This is a genomic window from Sphingomonas sp. Tas61C01 (assembly GCF_052567495.1).
In genome coordinates this window covers 1,224,805-1,243,615 of record NZ_CP199583.1, presented here as the reverse complement: position 1 = coordinate 1,243,615, position 18,811 = coordinate 1,224,805, and the positions used below count along the sequence as shown (strand labels likewise).

Annotated in this window: 22 protein-coding genes; 9 read left to right on the top strand and 13 right to left on the bottom strand. The window is 66.5% G+C overall.

Annotated elements, in window-relative coordinates:
• Positions 1-53 precede the first annotated feature (53 nt).
• Together ACT009_RS05910 and rimM are read left to right on the top strand one after the other, a co-directional pair.
• A complete protein-coding gene (locus ACT009_RS05910; protein WP_445193416.1) occupies positions 54-182 on the top strand; it encodes a hypothetical protein in 129 nt (42 codons plus the stop codon).
• Between the two features lie 13 nt (positions 183-195).
• A complete protein-coding gene (gene rimM, locus ACT009_RS05905) occupies positions 196-648 on the top strand; it encodes a ribosome maturation factor RimM (RefSeq protein WP_445193415.1) in 453 nt (150 codons plus the stop codon).
• A gap of 372 nt (positions 649-1,020) precedes the next feature.
• Here rimM and ACT009_RS05900 read toward each other — a convergent pair whose 3' ends face one another.
• Both ACT009_RS05900 and ACT009_RS05895 read right to left on the bottom strand, forming a co-directional pair.
• Complete coding sequence (locus tag ACT009_RS05900; protein ID WP_445193414.1) at positions 1,021-1,446, bottom strand: organic hydroperoxide resistance protein; 426 nt, start codon at positions 1,444-1,446, stop codon at positions 1,021-1,023.
• A gap of 57 nt (positions 1,447-1,503) precedes the next feature.
• Positions 1,504-2,433 (bottom strand): NAD(P)/FAD-dependent oxidoreductase, encoded by a 930-nt coding sequence (locus ACT009_RS05895; RefSeq protein ID WP_445193413.1) that lies wholly within the window; start codon positions 2,431-2,433, stop codon positions 1,504-1,506.
• A gap of 49 nt (positions 2,434-2,482) precedes the next feature.
• On the opposite strand from ACT009_RS05895, the gene trmD reads away from it, so the two are divergent.
• Positions 2,483-3,226 carry a tRNA (guanosine(37)-N1)-methyltransferase TrmD gene (gene trmD, locus ACT009_RS05890; RefSeq protein WP_445193412.1) on the top strand — a complete coding sequence of 248 codons (744 nt, stop codon included), beginning with the start codon at positions 2,483-2,485 and terminating at the stop codon, positions 3,224-3,226.
• A 1-nt stretch (position 3,227) separates the two neighbouring features.
• On the top strand, positions 3,228-3,620 hold the full coding sequence (gene rplS, locus ACT009_RS05885) for a 50S ribosomal protein L19 (protein ID WP_375421833.1): 393 nt from the start codon (positions 3,228-3,230) through the stop codon (positions 3,618-3,620).
• A gap of 313 nt (positions 3,621-3,933) precedes the next feature.
• Here the strand turns inward: rplS and rpoD are convergent, their stop codons facing one another.
• The 4 genes from rpoD to ACT009_RS05865 all read right to left on the bottom strand — a co-directional run bounded on the left by rpoD (position 3,934) and on the right by ACT009_RS05865 (position 8,818).
• Entirely contained in the window at positions 3,934-5,967 is a 2,034-nt protein-coding gene (gene rpoD / locus ACT009_RS05880) for an RNA polymerase sigma factor RpoD (RefSeq protein ID WP_445193411.1), read from the bottom strand.
• Entirely contained in the window at positions 5,967-7,826 is a 1,860-nt protein-coding gene (gene dnaG, locus ACT009_RS05875; protein WP_445193410.1) for a DNA primase, read from the bottom strand. The genes rpoD and dnaG overlap by 1 nt, the downstream gene beginning before the upstream one ends.
• Complete coding sequence (locus ACT009_RS05870; RefSeq protein ID WP_445193409.1) at positions 7,823-8,299, bottom strand: endonuclease domain-containing protein; 477 nt, start codon at positions 8,297-8,299, stop codon at positions 7,823-7,825. Before ACT009_RS05870 ends, dnaG begins: the two co-directional genes overlap by 4 nt.
• Before the next feature lie 66 nt (positions 8,300-8,365).
• On the bottom strand, positions 8,366-8,818 hold the full coding sequence (locus tag ACT009_RS05865) for a GatB/YqeY domain-containing protein (RefSeq protein ID WP_445193408.1): 453 nt from the start codon (positions 8,816-8,818) through the stop codon (positions 8,366-8,368).
• A gap of 98 nt (positions 8,819-8,916) precedes the next feature.
• Here ACT009_RS05865 and carA point away from each other — a divergent pair, with 98 nt between their 5' ends.
• On the top strand, positions 8,917-10,104 hold the full coding sequence (gene carA / locus ACT009_RS05860) for a glutamine-hydrolyzing carbamoyl-phosphate synthase small subunit (protein ID WP_445193407.1): 1,188 nt from the start codon (positions 8,917-8,919) through the stop codon (positions 10,102-10,104).
• A gap of 3 nt (positions 10,105-10,107) precedes the next feature.
• Here the strand turns inward: carA and ACT009_RS05855 are convergent, their stop codons facing one another.
• Positions 10,108-10,521 carry a type II toxin-antitoxin system VapC family toxin gene (locus ACT009_RS05855; RefSeq protein WP_445193406.1) on the bottom strand — a complete coding sequence of 138 codons (414 nt, stop codon included), beginning with the start codon at positions 10,519-10,521 and terminating at the stop codon, positions 10,108-10,110.
• On the bottom strand, positions 10,518-10,757 hold the full coding sequence (locus ACT009_RS05850; RefSeq protein ID WP_445193405.1) for a FitA-like ribbon-helix-helix domain-containing protein: 240 nt from the start codon (positions 10,755-10,757) through the stop codon (positions 10,518-10,520). Before ACT009_RS05850 ends, ACT009_RS05855 begins: the two co-directional genes overlap by 4 nt.
• 57 nt (positions 10,758-10,814) lie before the next feature.
• On the opposite strand from ACT009_RS05850, the gene carB reads away from it, so the two are divergent.
• Together carB and greA are read left to right on the top strand one after the other, a co-directional pair.
• Positions 10,815-14,147 carry a carbamoyl-phosphate synthase large subunit gene (gene carB, locus ACT009_RS05845; RefSeq protein WP_445193404.1) on the top strand — a complete coding sequence of 1,111 codons (3,333 nt, stop codon included), beginning with the start codon at positions 10,815-10,817 and terminating at the stop codon, positions 14,145-14,147.
• A gap of 78 nt (positions 14,148-14,225) precedes the next feature.
• The gene (greA, locus tag ACT009_RS05840; protein WP_375421842.1) at positions 14,226-14,702 is read left to right on the top strand and encodes a transcription elongation factor GreA; all 477 of its coding nucleotides are present in this window, start codon (positions 14,226-14,228) and stop codon (positions 14,700-14,702) included.
• A 366-nt stretch (positions 14,703-15,068) separates the two neighbouring features.
• On the opposite strand, the gene ACT009_RS05835 is transcribed toward greA, so the two are convergent.
• The 5 genes from ACT009_RS05835 to ACT009_RS05815 are packed head-to-tail and all read right to left on the bottom strand — an operon-like array spanning position 15,069 to position 16,957.
• Positions 15,069-15,296: a DUF4170 domain-containing protein gene (locus ACT009_RS05835; RefSeq protein WP_445193403.1), complete on the bottom strand. Its 228-nt coding sequence runs from the start codon at positions 15,294-15,296 to the stop codon at positions 15,069-15,071.
• 38 nt (positions 15,297-15,334) lie between these two features.
• Positions 15,335-15,742 (bottom strand): hypothetical protein, encoded by a 408-nt coding sequence (locus ACT009_RS05830; protein ID WP_445193402.1) that lies wholly within the window; start codon positions 15,740-15,742, stop codon positions 15,335-15,337.
• Entirely contained in the window at positions 15,739-16,074 is a 336-nt protein-coding gene (locus ACT009_RS05825) for a DUF3618 domain-containing protein (RefSeq protein ID WP_445193401.1), read from the bottom strand. Before ACT009_RS05825 ends, ACT009_RS05830 begins: the two co-directional genes overlap by 4 nt.
• The gene (locus ACT009_RS05820) at positions 16,071-16,412 is read right to left on the bottom strand and encodes a phage holin family protein (RefSeq protein ID WP_445193400.1); all 342 of its coding nucleotides are present in this window, start codon (positions 16,410-16,412) and stop codon (positions 16,071-16,073) included. The genes ACT009_RS05825 and ACT009_RS05820 overlap by 4 nt, the downstream gene beginning before the upstream one ends.
• Positions 16,413-16,417: 5 nt before the next feature.
• Positions 16,418-16,957, bottom strand: coding sequence for a hypothetical protein (locus ACT009_RS05815; protein WP_445193399.1), 540 nt, complete (start codon positions 16,955-16,957; stop codon positions 16,418-16,420).
• Between the two features lie 133 nt (positions 16,958-17,090).
• On the opposite strand from ACT009_RS05815, the gene eno reads away from it, so the two are divergent.
• Together eno and ACT009_RS05805 are read left to right on the top strand one after the other, a co-directional pair.
• Positions 17,091-18,371, top strand: a complete 1,281-nt coding sequence (eno, locus tag ACT009_RS05810) for a phosphopyruvate hydratase (protein WP_445193398.1) — start codon at positions 17,091-17,093, stop codon at positions 18,369-18,371.
• A 20-nt stretch (positions 18,372-18,391) separates the two neighbouring features.
• A complete protein-coding gene (locus ACT009_RS05805; protein ID WP_445193397.1) occupies positions 18,392-18,712 on the top strand; it encodes an FtsB family cell division protein in 321 nt (106 codons plus the stop codon).
• Positions 18,713-18,811 lie beyond the last annotated feature (99 nt).

Here is an 18,811-nt window from a genome sequence, read left to right as displayed (position 1 = left end):
CACGCAGCGTAACTGGGCTATGGTGCGTTCCTCTGCCCAAGGAGAACCGCATCATGGCCTACGATCCCGATCCGAGAACCGCACCCGATGACGACGCCACCAACCAGGGTGTCTCGACCCAGGAACCCGCCGAAGGCGGCGACGACACCCCCGGCCGCAACGAAGGTTCGCCCGAGGGGTGATGCCACGGTCACGATGGCGGTGGTGATCGGGGCGCACGGCATCGCGGGCGAGGTTCGGCTGAAGGTCTATGCGACCGACATCGCGCCGTTCGCCCGCTTCAACGACGGCGCGCTGACGGTGAAGTCGCTCCGCGCCGGCAGCAACGGCACGATCGCGCGATTCGTCGAAGTCGCCGATCGCACTGCGGCCGAGGCGCTGCGCGGGACCGAACTGACGGTGCCCCGCAGCGCGCTGCCGCCGCTGGGGGAAGGCGAGTATTATCATGCCGACTTGCTCGGCCTAGCGGTTCGATCGTCGACCGGCGAGGCGCTGGGTAAGGTCGTCGCGATCGACGATTTCGGTGCCGGCGATGTCATCGAGGTCGAGCGGCCCGACGGCAAGCGCTTCATGGTGCCGATGCGGATCGAGGCGGTGCCCGAATGGGACGACGAGCGGCTGATCGTTTCCGCCGATTTCGTAGAGTAGGGGGTAGCTGCGTCGCGTTCAGCGGAGAGGCCCCCTCCACCACGGCCGTCGGCCGCCGACCCCCTCCCCGCCAATGCGAGGGAGGGATTCTACTCCTCCCCCGCCAAGGCAGGTCTATCGCATATGAATTGTGGCCTTGTTACACTGCTCCGTCACCCCGGACTTGTTCCGGGGTCCACCCTTCGCACGTTCATAGGCCGCTGATTTGCGGTACCGTAGACCCCGGAACAAGTCCGGGGTGACGAAGAATTTGGGGTTGCGACCGCGAAATGCTGTCCGGCTGGGCGACCATTTTCCATATGCGATCGCCCTGCCCGGCAGGGGGAGGTGGCAGCGGTGACGGAGGGGGAGGTAACTCCCGGGAGCCCTCGATCAGACCACGTTCAACCCAACATCCACGTTGTTGCGCGTGGCGTTCGAATACGGGCAAACTTCGTGCGCCGCGGCGACGAGGCGCTCGGCATCGGCCTTGTCGACGCCCGGCATGTCGATCGTCAGGTCGGCGGTGATCCCGTAGCCGCCCTCGGCGCGGGGGCCGAAGCCGATCGCCGCGGTTACCGTCGCGTCCTTGGGGACCGAAACGCCGACCTTGCCCGACACCGCCTTCATCGCGCCGAGGAAGCAGGCCGAATAGCCTGCCGCAAACAGCTTTTCGGGATTGGCGCCAACCCCGCCCGGGCCGCCCATCTCCTTCGGCACGACCAGCTTGACGTCGACCGAGCCGTCGTCGGAGCGGGCGGCGCCGTCGCGGCCCCCGGTGGCGGTGGCGCTGGTCTTGTAGATGACGGTAACGGACATGGACGATCTCCTTCGCGGGCTATGTGCGGGCGAGGGTGCGCGAGGACAACCCCCCGGTCACCGCCGCAACGGGCGGCGCTCGGCGAGCAGGTTGCGGATCGTCGTCGCCGCGACCCCGGCCTCGCCCATCGCGTGGCTGATCTGGTCGAGGCCCTTCACCACGTCGCCCGCGGCAAACAGGCCGGGGATGGTGGTGCGCTGGTGATCGTCGACCTCGAGGCAGCCATCGTCGGTCGCGCGCGCGCCGGCCGCGACCGCGAGCTCGGACCGGATCACCGAGCCGAGCGCGGGATAGACGCTGTCGAAGGTCATACGCCCAGATGCGGTATCGACGACGAAACGGTCGTGCTCGATCGTATAGCGGCCGCAGGGCCCGTCGACCCGCGCGATGCCCGCATCGTCTAGCGCCGCGGCACAGGCTGGCTCGAGCTCGTGGCGCGCGGTGGGAGCGATCAGGGTCACGTCGCGGGTGTAGCCACGCAGGAAGATTGCCTCGCGCATGCCGTGATCGCCGGTGCCGATCACCCCGACCCGCTTGTCGGTGACCTCGTAGCCGTCGCAGATCGGACAGTAGCGGAGCAGCCCGCGCTCCAGCGCCTCGTCGTGTAGCTCACGCGGCATCTCCGGGCGGTTGTTGACCACGCCGGTGGCGAGAAGCACGGTGCGCGCAGGGTGGCGGCCCGTAGCGGTCACCACCTCGAAATCGTCGCCGTCGCGGTCGATCGATTCGACCGCGGTGCGTTCGCGGACCGCGCCATAGGATTCGGCCTGGGCGAGCATGCGCGCGAGCAGGTCGGTGCCGCGGATCCCCTCGGGATAGCCGGCATGGTTGTGGGTGCACGGGATCAGCGCGGCGCGGCTGGCGCCGCTGTCGAACAGCCGGATCCTGAGATGGAACCGCGCCAGGTAGATCGCCGCGGTCAGCCCCGCAGGACCGGCGCCGATGATGATGCAGTCGTCCCCCCGATCGGCCCCCGTCTTGTCCATCGCGTTCGTTCCCCTTGTCAGCGCCGCTCCATGCGAGGATGAGCGCGCGATGTCCTTCGCCGCCACGATCCTGACGCTCTACCCCGAGATGTTCCCGGGGCCGCTCGGCATATCGCTGGCTGGCCGTGCACTCAACGAGGGGCGGTGGCGTTGCGATCCCGTGCAGATCCGCGATTATGCGACCGACAGGCATCGATCGGTCGACGACACACCGGCGGGCGGTGGCGCCGGAATGGTGCTGCGCGCGGACGTCGTCGCAGCGGCGATCGACGCGGTGGCCGTCCGATCGGGCGGGGAAGCACGCCCGCTGCTGGCGATGACCCCGCGGGGACGGCCGCTGACCCAGCAGCGCGTCCGGGCACTGGCCCAGGGGCCGGGGGTGGTGATCCTGTGCGGCCGTTTCGAAGGCTTCGACGAACGCCTATTCGAGGGCCGCGCGATCGAGGAGGTGTCGATCGGCGACTATGTGCTGTCGGGCGGCGAGATGGGCGCGCTCGTCCTGCTCGACGCTTGCATCCGGCTGCTTCCCGGGGTAATGGGCGCGCCTTCCAGCGGTGACGAGGAGAGCTTCGAAAGCGGTCTCCTCGAATATCCGCATTATACCCGACCTGCTGAATGGGAAGGGCGCACGATCCCCGAAGTGCTGCGATCGGGGGATCATGCGAGGATCGCCGCGTGGCGTAAAGCCAGGGCGGAGACCGATACACGGCTAAGGCGGCCGGACCTTTGGGAGCGCCATGAGGGCGCTCGGGTCGGGTCGCCCTCTGGCGCGCAGCGAATGAAGGACGAATGAGATGAACCTCATCCAGACGCTCGAAGCAGAGCAGATTGCCAAGTTCCACGAAACCAAGTCGATCCCCGATTTCCGCCCCGGTGATACGCTGAAGGTCGGCGTTAAGGTGGTCGAAGGCGACCGTACCCGCGTCCAGAACTACGAAGGCGTGTGCATCGCCCGCGCCAATCGCGGGATGGGCAGCAGCTTCACCGTCCGCAAGATGAGCTTCGGCGAGGGCGTCGAGCGCGTTTTCCCGCTCTATTCGCCCAACGTCGATTCGATCGAAGTCGTCCGCAAGGGCGCGGTGCGGCGCGCGAAGCTCTATTACCTGCGCGGCCGGACCGGCAAGTCGGCCCGTATCGCCGAGCGCCGTGACACCCGCCCCGCAAAGGGCACCGCCGCCGCGGAGTGATCCTGCGGGGCCTGCTCTAGGGAAGGGCGTCGCGGCTTTGGCTGCGGCGCCCTTTTTTGTCTCGGAGGGCGCGCGTGCAACTTGTGTCCCGGCGAAGGCGGGAACCCAGTACTGGGCTCCCGCCTTCGCGGGAGCACGATGGGGCTGGAGGTGATCGCCTCGATATCGCGCGAAATCGTACCCCGGCGAAGGCCGGGGCCCAGATACGCAAGTGGTAGTGATCGATCACCACCGCTGCGCGACTGGGCCCCGGCCTTCGCCGGGGTAGAAGAATACCGATCAGCGATCGTCGGTAGCGACGCTCCCGCGCGTCTTATTGGTCCAGGAAGCTCCGCATTTTGCGGCTGCGGCTCGGGTGCTTCAGCTTGCGGAGCGCCTTCGCTTCGATCTGGCGGATGCGTTCGCGGGTCACCGAGAATTGCTGGCCGACTTCCTCCAGCGTGTGATCGGTGTTCATGCCGATCCCGAACCGCATCCGCAGCACGCGTTCTTCGCGCGGGGTGAGCGAAGCCAGGACGCGGGTCACCGTTTCCTTCAGGTTGGCCTGGATCGCGGCATCGACCGGGATCACCGCGTTCTTGTCCTCGATGAAATCGCCGAGATGCGAATCCTCCTCGTCGCCGATCGGCGTTTCGAGGCTGATCGGCTCCTTGGCGATCTTCATCACCTTGCGCACCTTCTCGAGCGGCATGCTCAAGCGTTCCGCCATCTCCTCGGGCGTCGGCTCGCGGCCCTGCTCGTGGAGGAACTGGCGGCTGGTGCGGACCAGCTTGTTGATCGTTTCGATCATGTGGACCGGGATGCGGATGGTCCGCGCCTGGTCCGCAATCGAGCGGGTAATGGCCTGACGGATCCACCAGGTCGCATAGGTGCTGAACTTGTAACCGCGGCGATATTCGAACTTGTCGACCGCCTTCATCAGCCCGATATTGCCTTCCTGGATCAGATCCAGGAACTGCAGCCCGCGGTTGGTGTATTTCTTCGCGATCGAGATCACGAGGCGCAGATTGGCCTCGACCATCTCCTTCTTGGCGATGCGCGCCTCACGCTCCGCCTTCTGGACCATGTTGACGATGCGGCGGAACTCGCCGAGCGCCATGCCGGTCTGCTGCGAGATCTCGGCGATCTCGGTGCGGATGCGGTCGACCGCGTCGCCTTCGTTGGTGACGAAGGCGGTCCATTTCTTGTCGAGCTTGCCGACCGTCGCGAGGAAATTCTCGTCGAGCTCGTGCCCGACATAGCGGTCGAGGAAGTCCTTGCGGCTGACCTTGTGGCGCTCGGCCAGGCGCAGCATCTGCCCGCCCAGCGCGGTGAGGCGCCGGTTGAAGGCATAGAGCTGGTCGACGAGATACTCGATCTTCGCCTGATGGAACTGGACGCTCTCGACCTCGGCGGTGAGTTCCTCGCGCAGCTTCTGATATTTGCGCTCGTCGGCCGCCGACAGCTCGCCGCCCGCGCTCATCGCCTCGAGGCGGGCGATCTGGACCTTCGAGAACTTCTTGTAGAGCGCGGTGATGCTCGCGAAGCGCTCGAGCGCCATCGGCTTCAGCTGCTCCTCCATCTGCGCAAGGCTGAGGGTGTTGTCCTCCTCCTCGTCGTCGGACGGGCGCGGCGTGCGGCGCTCGGTCAGCTCGTCGTCCTCGTCCTCGGCCACGGGGGCTTCCTCGGGCTCGGCTTCTTCCTTGAAGGAGGCGCCGGCGGTCTTCTCGCTGATTTCGCCGGTGTCTTCCTCGGCGTTCTCGACCTGCTCGGCCGACGGGCCCTTGGACAGCATCGCGTCGAGATCGAGGATCTCGCGCAGCTGCATGGTGCCTTCATTGAGCGCGGTCGACCAGTCGATGATCGCATTGAAGGTGATCGGGCTCTCGCACAGCCCGAGGATCATCGTGTCGCGGCCGGCCTCGATCCGCTTGGCGATCGCGATCTCGCCCTCGCGGCTGAGCAGCTCCACCGCGCCCATCTCGCGCAGGTACATGCGGACCGGATCGTCGGTACGATCGACGGTCTCCTTCTTCTTCTCGACCGCAGGCGCGTTGTCGGCCTCGGCGTCGACGGTCTCGACCTCATCGTCGTCGGCGCGCTCCTCCGGCTCGCCGTCCTCGCCGGCTTCCTCGTTCTCAACGATGTTGACGCCCATCTCGTTCAGCGCGGACATCACGTCCTCGAGCTGATCGGAGGTCATCTGATCCTGGGGCAGCGCCTCGTTGAGCTGATCATAGGTGATGTAGCCGCGCTTCTTGGCGCGCGCGAACACCTTCTTGATCGACGCATCGTTCAAGTCGATCAGCGGGGCATCGCCCGTTTCGGGTGGCTCCGTCGTGTCAGCCGCCATAGTCGCCTTCGCCATCAATTGCCCTCGGGTCCGTATGATCGGGCGTCTTCGTTCGACTGCACCAGATTTGCAAGCCGATCCTCCAACGCCTGTTTCTCTCTCACCAACGCCACCTGCCGTCCAAACGCCTCGTCCGTGAAATCCGCCTGCATCGCGCTGGTCGCGGTGGCGAGCGCCAGGTCGACCTCGGGACGCGCCACCAGGATGGCGATCGCCTCGTCCAGATCGGCGCGGGCGCGGGCTGAATCACCGGCTTCGGCAGTGAACGTATAGGGCATCGTATCGGCTCTCAGCAGATCGCTTGCGATCGCGTCGAAGCCGGATTTGGCCAATATGGTGATGAGCCGGCCGCTATCAAGCGCCTGATCTTCAAGCGCAAGATCGACGACCGCTTCGAACAGCCGGCCGAGCGCGCCGTCGACGAGCTTGAGGCTGCCGAGGATCTCCATGTGGCGGGCGATCTCGGCCGGGTGCCTGATGAGCCCGGCGAGCACCGCCTTGGCGAGAACGCGGTCGATCCCCGCTGCGTGGAAGGCGCGAACGTCGGCGGTGATCGGCGCGTGCGGCGGCTTCCAGGGACCGGTGCGCTTCTCGAACGGCACGAAGGGGCGGCGCTGGACCGCGAAGAGCGCGTCGAAACGGCGGCGGAACTCGGCCTGATATTCGCTGCGCACGGAGGAATCAGCAATGCCGCCGGCGAGTTCGAGCAGGCGTTGCTTGAGCCCGGCGCGGCGTTCCGGCGTGTCGAGCGGTTCGGCGGCGAGCTCGGTCTTCCACAGCCGCTCGACCAGCGGTTCCGGGGCCAGAAGCAGCTTCTCCATCGCCGTCGCACCGCCCTTGCGGACGAGATCGTCGGGGTCCTGCCCCTCGGGCAGCGTTACGAAGGACAGGCTGCGGCCCGGCGCCAGCATCGGCAGCGCACGGTGGGCGGCCCGCAGCGCGGCCTTCTGCCCCGCGGCGTCGCCGTCGAAGCACAGCGTCGGGACGTCGACCATCCGCCACAGCCGCTCGAGCTGCGGCTCGGTCAACGCGGTGCCGAGCGGGGCGACCGCCTCCGCGATGCCGGCCTGGGCGAGCGCGATGACGTCCATATAGCCTTCGACCACCAGTACCCGCGCGGTCTTGCGCACCGCCGCGGCGGCGCGATCGAGATTGTAGAGCGTGCGGCCCTTGTCGAAGAGCGGGGTGTCGGGGGAGTTGAGGTATTTGGGCTCACCGCTGTCGAGGATTCGGCCGCCGAACGCGATCGTCCGCCCGCGCGCATCGCGGATCGGGATCATCAGCCGGCCGCGGAACCGGTCGTACGGGTCCTTGCCCTCGACCGCGATCAGCATGCCCGATTCGACCAGCATCGGATCGCCGTATGCGGCGAGCGCGGTCTTGAGCTTGCCGCGGCTGTCGGGCGCGAAGCCGATCCCGAACGCGCGCGCGGTCTCTGGCGCGATCCCGCGGCGATCCAGCAGCGCCCGAGCCTCGCCGCCACCGACCCCGCCGAGCTGCTCGACGAACCAGGTCGCGGCGTCTGTCATCAGGTCGTGCAGCCCGCGTGCCCGTTCGGCCTTCGCGGCGGACTGGCGGTCTATCGCGGGCATCTCGAGCCCGGCGGCCTGGGCGAGCTCCTTCACCGCATCCATAAACGGCAACCCGCGCTGATCGGTCATCCAGCGGATCGCGTCGCCATGCGCGGAGCAGCCGAAGCAATGGTAGAAGCCCTTGTCGTCGTTGACGTAGAAGGAGGGCGTCTTCTCCTGATGGAACGGGCAACAGCCCTTGTACTCGCGCCCGGCCTTGGTGAGCTTGGTCGTCTTGCCGATGAGGGTGGATAGCGCGGTGCGGGCGCGGAGCTCGTCGAGGAATTGAGGGGTGAGGGTCATGTTGCTCGGGTCAGGTCACCCACCGAGTCCCCCTCCCGCTCGCGAGTTTCAGGTGAACGATGCCCCGCATCGTTCAGGTCAGGCTGGGAGCCTGACCGACTTGAAACTGGGTTAGGGGAGGGCTTGTCCAGCAGAACGCGCTCGATCTCCGCCACCACGCCCTCGATGTTCCCCAGTACGTCATTATTCCAGAATCGAATCACGCGGTATCCTTGTGCCTCCATATAGCGCGTGCGGGCGGCGTCGTCGTCCGCCGATGTGGCGTGCTGGCCGCCGTCGACTTCGATGACCAGCTTCGCACCGCGCGAGGCGAAATCGCCGATGAAGGGGCCGATCGGGAACTGGCGGTTGAACCGTGTACCGGCGACCTGGCGGGCGCTCAGACAGGACCAGAGCTTGCGTTCGGCGTCGGTCGAGGCGGCGCGCAATTCGCGGGAGCGGGCAGTGGGTCGGGTGTAGCCTTTGTCCAACATGCCCTCCCCCAACCCCTCCCGCGAGCGGGAGGGTAGTTTATGTGCCCCGCCCGTGAGTTTACCGCCTCAAGCCAACGCCGCCTTCACCAGCCCGCTCGCCTTGCTCATGTCGAGCGTCTGCGCGTGACGCGCCTTCAGCTCCGCCATCACCCGGCCCATGTCCTTCATGCCGCTCGCGCCGAGCTCCGCCTTGATCGCCTCGATCGCCGCGGTCGTTTCCGCCTCGGACATCTGGGCGGGGAGGAAGCGTTCGATTACTGCGACCTCGGCCTTTTCGGCGTCGGCGAGTTCCTGGCGCCCGCCCTTTTCGAACATCTCGATCGATTCGCGCCGCTGCTTCACCATCTTCTGGAGCACCTCGATGACGAGCGAATCATCGTCTTCGGGCGCCTTGCCGGTGCGCGCCTCGATGTCGCGATTCTTCACAGCGGCCTGGATCAGGCTCACGGCGTTCCGGGTCTCCTTGTCGCCGGCCTTCATGGCGGCGATCTGGGCGGCTTTGATGTCGTCTCGAATCATGGGTGAATCTCTTATCAGATTGACGGCGCCGTGGGGCGGCCTTAGCGGGCGACGCTTAGCGACATCGTTGCCCTAACCCAAGGAGTGCCCGCCTTACCATGGCCGACGCCAAACCTACGCTTGCGCCCGACGGAGCGACCGGAGTCCTCGTCCTCGCGACCGGCGAAACGGTGTGGGGCCACGGCTTCGGTGCCGAGGGCAGCGCGGTGGGCGAGGTTTGCTTCCACACCGCGATGACCGGCTATCAGGAGATCATGACCGATCCGTCCTTCGCCGGGCAGATCATCACCTTCACCTTCCCGCATATCGGCAATGTCGGCGCCAATCCCGACGACGTCGAGGCGGACGCGCCGCATGCGCTCGGCATGATCGTGCGCGAACGCGTCACCGCGCCGTCCAATTTCCGCGCGGTCGAGCGGCTCGACGGCTGGATGAAGCGGCACGCGCGGATCGGGCTGGCGGGCATCGACACGCGCGCGCTGACCCGGCGGATCCGCGCGGGCGGAGCGCCAAACGGCGTGATCGCGCATGCCGCGGACGGCGCGTTCGACATCGATGCGCTGCTGGCGATGGCGCGCGCGTGGCCCGGGCTTGAGGGGATGGACCTGGCGAAGGAGGTGTCGGCGGCGACGCACTATGGCTGGGAAGGCGGGGTCTGGCGGCTGGGGTTCGGTTACGGATCCGAGTCTCCCTCACATGATATGGGAGCGGGTGAGAAGCCCCATGTCGTCGCGATCGATTACGGCTCCAAGCACAACATCTTCCGCAACCTGGCCAGGGCCGGCGCCAAGGTCTCGGTGGTGCCAGCCACCGCGACCTTCGACGAGGTGATGGCGCTGCGGCCCGACGGCATCTTCCTGTCCAACGGCCCCGGCGATCCGGCGGCGACCGCCGAATACGCCGCGCCGGTGATCCGCCAGCTGCTCGATACCGGCAAGCCGCTGTTCGGCATCTGCCTCGGCCACCAGCTGCTCGGGCTGACGGTAGGCGCGACCACAACCAAGATGTTTCAGGGCCACCGCGGCGCCAACCACCCGGTCAAGCGGCTCAGCGACGGCGCGGTCGAGATAACCAGCATGAATCACGGCTTCGCGGTCGAGCGGGACTCGCTACCCGCCAACGTACTCGAGACGCACGTGTCTCTGTTCGACGGCTCGAACGCGGGGCTGGAGTTGACCGACAAACCTGCGTTCAGCGTGCAATATCATCCCGAGGCATCGCCGGGGCCGCAGGATAGCTTGTACCTGTTCGAGCGGTTCGTGGGAATGCTGGAATCGCAGCGTTGACCGTTATCCCTGCCATGGATCGATTAGTTCGAGCCCCAGGCCGGCGAAATGCTTGGTGTTGCGGGTCGCCAGCGCGAACCCGCGCGAGATCGCGGTGGCTGCGATTTGCGTATCGGCCGTTCCTGGGTTCCGCCCTGCGCGTTCCTGCCGCGCAAGGATCGCACCGTAGAGACGCGACGCGGCCAGATCAAAATCGAGCGTTCGATCCTGATAAAGGTCGATCAGCGCTTCGTAACCCGCGAGAAACGCGTCTTTCCGCTTACCGTCTGGCAGCAAATACACGCCGGACAGAAGCTCGCCGATCACCACCGTCGACAGCCAGAGCCGCTCGGCATGTGCCAGCTGCCAAGCGCGTACGGCCGGATCGGGTTGCTGCCGGGTCAGTTCGCTCCAGACGTTCGTGTCAACCAGGATCATTCGAGATCGGGAATGCGGGCGCGGGTGCGCGCCGGGATCGGCAGGTCGATCCCGGGCCGGCTCATGTCGTAGAGCAGCTCACCGATCGACTTCCGCGCCGCCATCGGTTCGGGCCTGACCAGCGCGATCAACGCGCGGCGCGCCTCATCCTCGAGCGACCGGCCGTTCTTGGCGGCCCGCTCGCGCAGCTCCTGCTTCACGTCGTCGGGCAGATTGCGCACCGTCACACTGGCCATCGCCGTCTCCTCGCGATTGCAATGCTATCAATGTATTCAACGAGTGCAACCTAGCCAATGCCCAAACGCACCGACATCTCCTCCATCCTCGTCATTGGCGCAGGGCCGATTGTGATCGGGCAGGCGTGCGAGTTCGATTATTCGGGCACGCAGGCGATCAAGGCGTTGAAGGAGGAGGGCTATCGGATCGTCCTCGTCAATTCGAACCCGGCGACGATCATGACCGATCCCGAGCTCGCCGACGCTACCTATGTCGAGCCGATCACGCCCGAGATCGTCGCCAAGATCATCGAGAAGGAGCGCCCCGATGCGGTGCTGCCGACGATGGGCGGGCAGACCGCGCTCAACACCGCGCTCGCGCTGTTCCGCGACGGCACGCTCGACCGGTTCGGGGTGACGATGATCGGCGCGGATGCGGACGCGATCGACATGGCCGAGGACCGGCTGAAGTTCCGCGACGCGATGGACCGGATCGGGCTGGAGAGCGCGCGCTCGGCGATCGCCCATACCGAGGGCGAGGCGCTGGAGGGGCTCGCCAAGGTCGGGCTGCCTGCGATCATCCGGCCGAGCTTCACGATGGGCGGCAGCGGCGGCGGCATCGCCTATAACCGTGAGGAGTTTCTGGGGATCGTCCGTGGCGGGCTCGATCTGTCGCCGACCACCGAGGTGCTGATCGAGGAATCGCTGCTCGGCTGGAAGGAATACGAGATGGAGGTCGTGCGCGATCGCGCCGACAACGCCATCATCATCTGTTCTATCGAGAACGTCGATCCGATGGGGGTCCATACCGGGGACTCCATCACCGTTGCGCCGGCGTTGACGCTGACCGACAAGGAATACCAGATCATGCGCAACGCGAGCATCGCGGTGCTGCGCGAGATCGGGGTGGAAACCGGCGGCTCCAACGTTCAGTTCGCGGTCAATCCTAAGGACGGCCGCCTCGTCGTCATCGAGATGAACCCGCGGGTGTCGCGATCGTCGGCGCTGGCGTCGAAGGCGACCGGCTTCCCGATCGCGAAGGTCGCGGCGAAGCTGGCGGTCGGCTATACGCTCGACGAGATTACCAACGACATCACCGGCGCGACGCCGGCGTCGTTCGAACCGACGATCGACTATGTCGTCACCAAGATCCCCCGGTTCGCGTTCGAGAAGTTCAAGGGTGCGGAGGCGGTGCTCGGGACCGCGATGAAGTCGGTCGGCGAGGTCATGGCGATCGGCCGCAACATCCACGAGAGCCTGCAAAAGGCGCTGCGCGGCCTCGAGACCGGGCTCAGCGGCTTCAACATCGTCGATCGGCTCGCGGGCGCACCGCGCGCAGAAATCGAGGCGGCGCTGGCGGTCGCATCGCCCGACCGGTTGCTGGTCGCGGCGCAGGCATTGCGCGAGGGCTTCACGGTCGCCGAGGTCAACGCGATCGCCAAATACGACCCGTGGTTCCTCGAACGCATTGCCGAGATCGTCGCGGCGGAGGCCGAGGTAATGAAGGACGGGCTGCCGATCGAGGCAGCTGGGATGCGTCGGCTGAAGTCGATGGGGTTCAGCGACAAGCGGCTCGCCTGGCTAGCGCTGCAATCCGCCAATCTTCGCGGGATGAGCCGCGGCATCGCGCGCGGATCGGGGCTGATCCACGAGGCGGTGAAGGCGATGACCGGCGGCGTTACCGAGGACGAGGTGCGCGCGCACCGGGTCAAGCTCGGCGTGCGCCCGGTGTACAAGCGGATCGACACCTGCGCGGCAGAGTTCGACGCCAAGACGCCGTATATGTACTCGACCTACGAGGCGCCGTCGTTCGGCACGCCCGAATGCGAATCACAGCCGACCGGGCGCCGCAAGATCGTGATCCTCGGCGGCGGACCGAACCGGATCGGGCAGGGGATCGAGTTCGACTATTGCTGCTGCCACGCCTGCTTCGCCTTGGGTGACGCCGGGTTCGAGACGATCATGATCAACTGCAACCCCGAGACGGTGTCGACCGACTACGACACGTCCGACCGGTTGTATTTCGAGCCGCTGACCGCTGAGGACGTGCTCGAGATCCTGCATGTCGAGCAGCAGAATGGCGAGCTGGTCGGGGTGATCGTCCAGTTCGGCGGGCAGACCCCGCTGAACCTCGCGCGGGCGCTGGAGACCGCGGGCATCCCGATCCTCGGCACCTCGCCCGACGCGATCGACCTTGCCGAGGATCGCGAACGGTTCGCGGCGCTGATCAACAAGCTCGGCCTGCGCCAGCCCGCGAACGGCCTCGCCCGCAGCCGCGACGAGGCGGTCGCCGCGGCGGAGCGGATCGGCTATCCGGTGCTGATGCGGCCGAGCTACGTGCTCGGCGGGCGGGCGATGGAGATCGTCGACGGCCTCGCCCAGCTCGACGATTATATCCAGACCGCGGTGCAGGTGTCAGGCGAATCGCCGGTGCTGATCGACCAGTATCTGCGCGACGCGATCGAGGTCGATGTCGACGCGATCTGCGACGGCACCGACGTGGTGGTCGCGGGGGTGCTCCAGCATATCGAGGAGGCCGGCGTCCATTCGGGCGACAGCGCCTGTTCGATCCCGCCCTACAGCCTGTCGGCAGAGATCATCGCCGAGATCGAACGCCAGACCGTTGCGCTCGCGCATGCGCTGTCGGTGAAGGGGCTGATGAACATCCAATTCGCGGTGAAGGACGGGCTGGTCTACCTCATCGAGGTCAACCCGCGCGCCAGCCGCACCGTGCCGTTCGTCGCCAAGGCGATCGGCGCCCCGATCGCCAAGATCGCGGCGCGGGTGATGGCGGGCGAACAGCTCCGCGACCTGCCCGCGATCGACCGTCACATCGATTATTTTGCGGTGAAGGAGGCGGTGTTCCCGTTCTCGCGCTTCCCCGGCGTCGATCCGGTGCTCAGCCCGGAGATGAAGTCGACCGGCGAAGTGATGGGGATCGATCCCGATTTCACGACTGCCTTTGCCAAGTCGCAGCTCGGCGCGGGCACGGTGCTGCCGCGCGCGGGAACGGTGTTCGTCAGCGTAAAGGACGGCGACAAGGCCGGAATCGTGCCTGCGATTCGCGCACTGGTCGACAGCGGCTTCGCGATCGTCGCGACCGGCGGTACCGCGGATTACCTCGACCGCGCCGGCCTGCCGGTCGAGCGCGTCAACAAGGTCGCGCAGGGGCGGCCGCACATCGTCGACCGCATCCTCGACGGCGGTATCCATTTGATCTTCAATACGACCGAGGGCTGGCAGAGCCTGAAGGACTCCGCGCCGATCCGAGGATCCGCGCTGTCGCGCAAGATCCCCTACTTCACCACAGCGCCCGCCTCGCTCGAAGCCGCACGCGCGATCGCGGCCGGCGGCACGGCAAACCTTGAAGTACGGCCCTTGCAGTCCTATTATTCGCAATCGCACAAGTGACCTGATCGACACGATCGATCGGACGTGCGGGCGGCCCCGGCCAGGGGTGCGCTTCTACAGGGATAGGTGGGATACACGATGGCGACCGTCGAGAAGATGCCGATGCTGCAGGAGGGATACGAGACCCTCAGCGCGGACCTCAAGCGGCTGAAGGCCGAACGGCCCACGATCGTCGACGCGATCGAGGAAGCGCGCGCTCACGGCGATCTGTCGGAAAACGCCGAATATCACGCCGCCAAGGAGCGTCAGGGCCAGATCGAGGCATCGATCGCGGACATCGAGGACAAGCTGAGCCGCGCGCAGATCATCGACCCGAAGGACCTGTCGGGCGACAAGATCGTGTTCGGTGCCACCGTGACGCTGAAGGACGAGGACGAGAAGCCCGTCACCTACCAGATCGTCGGTCAGACCGAGGCGAACGCCAAGACGGGTCGCATCTCGTACAACTCGCCGTTGGGTCGGGCGCTGATCGGCCGCAAGGTGGACGAGGAGATCGAGGTGACGGTGCCGTCGGGTGACCGGTATTACGTGGTCGAGAAGATCGCTTTTATCTGAGTTTAGGGCGGGCCGCGCTTAGGCCGGTCTGCTTCAAGAGCAGATTAGTTCACGCGGAGACGCGGAGGCTGTTGTAGCTGACGCGCGTGGGTTTTTATCATGCCGGCGTCCCTGGCGTGCACGCTACGCCGAGCTAGTCACCTTTACCCTTCCGGCGCTCCGCGTCTCCGCGCGAACACCTCTCGCGCTTCTTTCGATTTAGCTGGCTCGGTTCTCCTGCGAAAGCAGGAGCCCAGGGTGATGAAGGCTGCCGCGTGTGACTCTGGGTTCCTGCGTTCGCAGGAACACATGCTGGTGCAGAGGGTTCCTGCGTTCGCAGGAACCCATGCTGGTGCAGAATAATTGAAACCGTTCTAAGTTTCAGGCTCACCCAGCCGGCGGCACCAAATTAGGCTCGAGCAGCCGGTGCAGATGCACGACCACGAACTTCATCTCCGCATCGTCGACGGTGCGCTGCGCAGCCGCGCGCCAGGCTTTCTCGGCGCTGGCATAGTCGGCAAAGATCCCGACCACTTCGCAGGACGCAGGATCGGCGAAGTCCAGCGTGCGCGGGTCGGAGACCCGGCCGCCGAAGACGAGGTGGAGTTTGCTCATCCACCCCGTCTACCGGATTGCTGCTTTGCGGTGAAGCCTTAAGCTTTGCTCGACGCGCTCTTTGCCGCCGCGGCGCCCGCGGTCGACAGTGCCTTGGTGACACCCTCGAGCAGCGTCTTGACCTGATCCTTGGCGCCGTCCTTGGTCAGCCCGAGGTTCGCGAACTCTTCCTGCCCGGCGGTACGTGCGGCTTGGGTCGCGGCACGGACGCGCTCGCCGAGATGCTTGCCGACCGGGGCGAGAAGTTCCTTCTCCTTGTCCGACCGGGGCAGCAGCGCGCCGGCAAGCGCGCCGAGCGCCAAGCCACCGGCAAGGATGCCGAGCGGGCTGGCGTCGATCGTCTGCGAGGCGGTGTCGACGGTGCGGCCATAGGCGCGCTCGGCGGCGTCGATGGTCTGGTCGAGCTTGCCGTGGCTTGCTGTGTCGGCGGATTTGGTGTCGGTCATGTCATGGTCCTTTGCGGAAGGGGAGCGGGCTCCGCCTTGGTCTGTCGTTTTACTTTTCTGCCGCCGCGGAACAGATCGGCGATCCGATGACGAGCGAGGTAGAGGCCGGCAACGGCAGTGAGGCCGGCGACCGCGCCGGGGTTGCGGCGCGCACCGTCGACCCCGGCCGCCGCCGCGACGCTGCCCTTGTCGGCGACTTCGCGCATCGCGCGGCGGGCGAGGCGGCGTGGGTTCAGCCGGGCCTGCAACAGCGCGAGCGTCGACGACAACCGCTCGCGGGCGACGACCGCATCGAGCTCGGCCCGGGCAAGGCGCGTCGCGGGTTCGGTCATGACGAAACCCCCGAGGCGGGCGCGAGCTTGCCCTTGCCGATCACCGCGAGGATGACCGCAAGAACCAGCACGACGCCGACCACGATCGCCGTGGCGAAGCCCGGCCCGACCAGAGTGGCGATCGACAGGATCAGCCCGACCAGCAGCGCGATCAACGCCGCCAGCGCCAGGACGCCGGCGGCAGCGAAGAAGACCGCGGCGTTCTTGTAGGCGGAGGTGCGCTCGCCGAGCCGCGCCTTGTAGAGCGCGATCTCGGCGCTCGCGAGCGACCGGGTGTCGTCGACCAGCCGCGACATCAGCGTCGCGACATTGTCGTCCTGCACGTCGCCCTCGATCACGCGGATCAGCCCTCGTTCGCCGGCCGGTTACCGGTCGAGCCGTCGAGGCCCGACTGCGCAACCCGCGCAAGCACGAAGCCCAGCGCGGCGGCGATCCCGATCGCGACCCCCGGGCTCTGCCGAACATAACCGCGGGCGTCCTCGAGCAGATCGTCGACGTCCTTGTTCTTGATCGATGCAGAGAAGTTGTCGACTATCCCCGCGGCCTGCCGCGCGTAATCGCCGTATTGTGCGCCTAGCTTCTCGTCGACCTGGCCGGCCGCGTCGGTCAGCATCGTCGAGAATTGGTCGAGCGCGCCGCCGGCTTTCTGCTTGCCGGTATCGGCGAAAGCGCGGATCTTGTCGGTAGCCTGGCCGGCGTAGTTGCTCGCGCCGTCCTTGATCAGCTGCCGCGGATCCGACGATTTCTGCTCGCCGGGCGTGTTGCCGCTGCCGGTCGCGGCCCCTACGCCTGCGTCGCCGTGCTCGAACGACCCGGTCGCGGCGAGCGTGCCGCCTTCGAGATCGGTGTCGTTGGCGGTCGGTGTGGCATCGATATCAGCCATGATCAGCCCTTTCGCTTGTGTCGGTCCTTCAACCCCGCGGGCGGATGACCGTTCCATCCGCCGCGACGATTGCCGCGGCGGCGTCGGCGCGATAGAGGCGCGCGCGTCCCTAAGGATCTAGGAGCATCGTTACGTGACCGCAATCATCGACATCCATGGCCGCCAGATCCTCGACAGCCGCGGCAATCCCACCGTCGAAGTCGACGTCCTGCTGGAAGACGGCAGCTTCGGTCGCGCGGCGGTGCCGTCGGGTGCGTCGACCGGCGCGCACGAGGCGGTCGAGAAGCGCGACGGCGACAAATCACGCTGGGGTGGCAAGGGCGTCGACCAGGCGATCGAGGCAGTGAACGGGGAGATCGTCGATGCGCTGATGGGGCTGGATGCCGAGGACCAGGCCGATCTCGACACGGTGATGATCGAACTCGACGGCACCGAGAACAAGGGCCGGCTGGGCGCGAACGCGATCCTGGGCGTCAGCCTCGCCGCTGCCAAGGCCGCGGCGGAGGCGCGGGGAATGCCGCTCTACAAATATGTCGGCGGGGTCTCGGCACACGTGCTGCCGGTGCCGATGATGAACATCATCAACGGCGGCGAACATGCCGACAACCCGATCGATTTTCAGGAATTCATGATCGTGCCGGTCGGCGCCGCCAACATCGTCGAGGCGGTGCGCTGTGGCTCCGAGATCTTCCACACGCTGAAGAAGGCACTGCACGACAAGGGACTGGCGACCGGGGTGGGCGACGAGGGTGGCTTCGCGCCCAACATCGCGTCGACCGACGAGGCGCTCGGCTTCATCATGCAGAGCATCGAGAAGGCGGGCTATACTCCGGGCGACGACGTGATGCTGGCGCTCGATTGCGCCGCGACCGAATTCTACAAGCACGGCCGCTACGACATCTCGGGCGAGGGCAAGGTGCTGGAAAGCGGCGCGATGGCCGAATATCTCGCCGACCTCACCCGCCGCTATCCGATCTTCTCGATCGAGGACGGCATGAGCGAGGACGATTGGGAGGGTTGGAAGACGCTGACCGACCTGATCGGCGACAAGGTCCAGCTGGTCGGCGACGATCTGTTCGTCACCAACCCCAAGCGGTTGAAGCGCGGGATCGAGGGCGGGATCGCCAATTCGCTGCTGGTGAAGGTCAACCAGATCGGCACGCTGACCGAGACGCTGGAGGCGGTGAACATGGCCCAGCGCGCGCGCTACACTGCGGTGATGAGCCACCGTTCGGGCGAGACCGAGGATGCGACGATCGCCGACCTCGCGGTCGCGACTAATTGCGGGCAGATCAAGACCGGGTCGCTGGCGCGCAGCGATCGGCTCGCCAAGTACAACCAGCTGATCCGCATCGAGGAAGAACTGGGCGACTCAGCGCGCTATGCGGGCCGCGACGTGCTGATCGGGGCTTGATCGCGGAATCGAGAAGGCAGATGGTGCGCTCCGTGAAGACATCGGCATTCCGCAGAACCATGAAGCGCGCGGCGCTGCCCGCGATCGGCTTCACGTTGATGGCGTTCTTCGGCGCCTATGCGGTGCTGGGGCCGAACGGCATCCTCGCTTATGGCGATTACAAGCGGCAGCTCGCCAAGCGCGAAAAGCACTATGCGGCGCTCGACCAGCAGCGCGTGGTGTTGCGTAACCGGGTGGCATTGCTGGACCCGGATCATGCAAATCCGGACATGGTGGACGAGATGGTCCGCAAGGAACTGAACGTCGCGCATCCGGACGAGGTCATCGTTCCGCTGAAGTAGGTGGGCGGGAGCCGAGCGGGAGTTCCAGCTCCTCCCTCGCTTCAGCGGGGGAGGGGGGCCGCCCGGCGGTGGAGGGGGCCTCGCCACAGGAGAAGTCCC

Bases quoted from the DNA above. Each gene is read 5' to 3' on its own strand.
- rplS (WP_375421833.1), top strand. From the start codon at position 3,228: ATGAACCTCATCCAGACGCTCGAAGCAGAGCAGATTGCCAAGTTCCAC.
- ACT009_RS05870 (WP_445193409.1), bottom strand. From the start codon at position 8,299: ATGTTGGACAAAGGCTACACCCGACCCACTGCCCGCTCCCGCGAATTG.
- ACT009_RS05895 (WP_445193413.1), bottom strand. From the start codon at position 2,433: ATGGACAAGACGGGGGCCGATCGGGGGGACGACTGCATCATCATCGGC.
- ACT009_RS05855 (WP_445193406.1), bottom strand. From the start codon at position 10,521: ATGATCCTGGTTGACACGAACGTCTGGAGCGAACTGACCCGGCAGCAA.
- ACT009_RS05830 (WP_445193402.1), bottom strand. From the start codon at position 15,742: ATGACCGACACCAAATCCGCCGACACAGCAAGCCACGGCAAGCTCGAC.
- ACT009_RS05835 (WP_445193403.1), bottom strand. From the start codon at position 15,296: ATGAGCAAACTCCACCTCGTCTTCGGCGGCCGGGTCTCCGACCCGCGC.
- ACT009_RS05900 (WP_445193414.1), bottom strand. From the start codon at position 1,446: ATGTCCGTTACCGTCATCTACAAGACCAGCGCCACCGCCACCGGGGGC.
- trmD (WP_445193412.1), top strand. From the start codon at position 2,483: ATGTCCTTCGCCGCCACGATCCTGACGCTCTACCCCGAGATGTTCCCG.
- ACT009_RS05805 (WP_445193397.1), top strand. From the start codon at position 18,392: ATGGTGCGCTCCGTGAAGACATCGGCATTCCGCAGAACCATGAAGCGC.
- rimM (WP_445193415.1), top strand. From the start codon at position 196: ATGGCGGTGGTGATCGGGGCGCACGGCATCGCGGGCGAGGTTCGGCTG.
- ACT009_RS05825 (WP_445193401.1), bottom strand. From the start codon at position 16,074: ATGACCGAACCCGCGACGCGCCTTGCCCGGGCCGAGCTCGATGCGGTC.
- greA (WP_375421842.1), top strand. From the start codon at position 14,226: ATGGCGACCGTCGAGAAGATGCCGATGCTGCAGGAGGGATACGAGACC.
- dnaG (WP_445193410.1), bottom strand. From the start codon at position 7,826: ATGACCCTCACCCCTCAATTCCTCGACGAGCTCCGCGCCCGCACCGCG.
- ACT009_RS05850 (WP_445193405.1), bottom strand. From the start codon at position 10,757: ATGGCCAGTGTGACGGTGCGCAATCTGCCCGACGACGTGAAGCAGGAG.
- ACT009_RS05910 (WP_445193416.1), top strand. From the start codon at position 54: ATGGCCTACGATCCCGATCCGAGAACCGCACCCGATGACGACGCCACC.
- carB (WP_445193404.1), top strand. From the start codon at position 10,815: ATGCCCAAACGCACCGACATCTCCTCCATCCTCGTCATTGGCGCAGGG.
- ACT009_RS05865 (WP_445193408.1), bottom strand. From the start codon at position 8,818: ATGATTCGAGACGACATCAAAGCCGCCCAGATCGCCGCCATGAAGGCC.
- ACT009_RS05815 (WP_445193399.1), bottom strand. From the start codon at position 16,957: ATGGCTGATATCGATGCCACACCGACCGCCAACGACACCGATCTCGAA.
- carA (WP_445193407.1), top strand. From the start codon at position 8,917: ATGGCCGACGCCAAACCTACGCTTGCGCCCGACGGAGCGACCGGAGTC.
- rpoD (WP_445193411.1), bottom strand. From the start codon at position 5,967: ATGGCGAAGGCGACTATGGCGGCTGACACGACGGAGCCACCCGAAACG.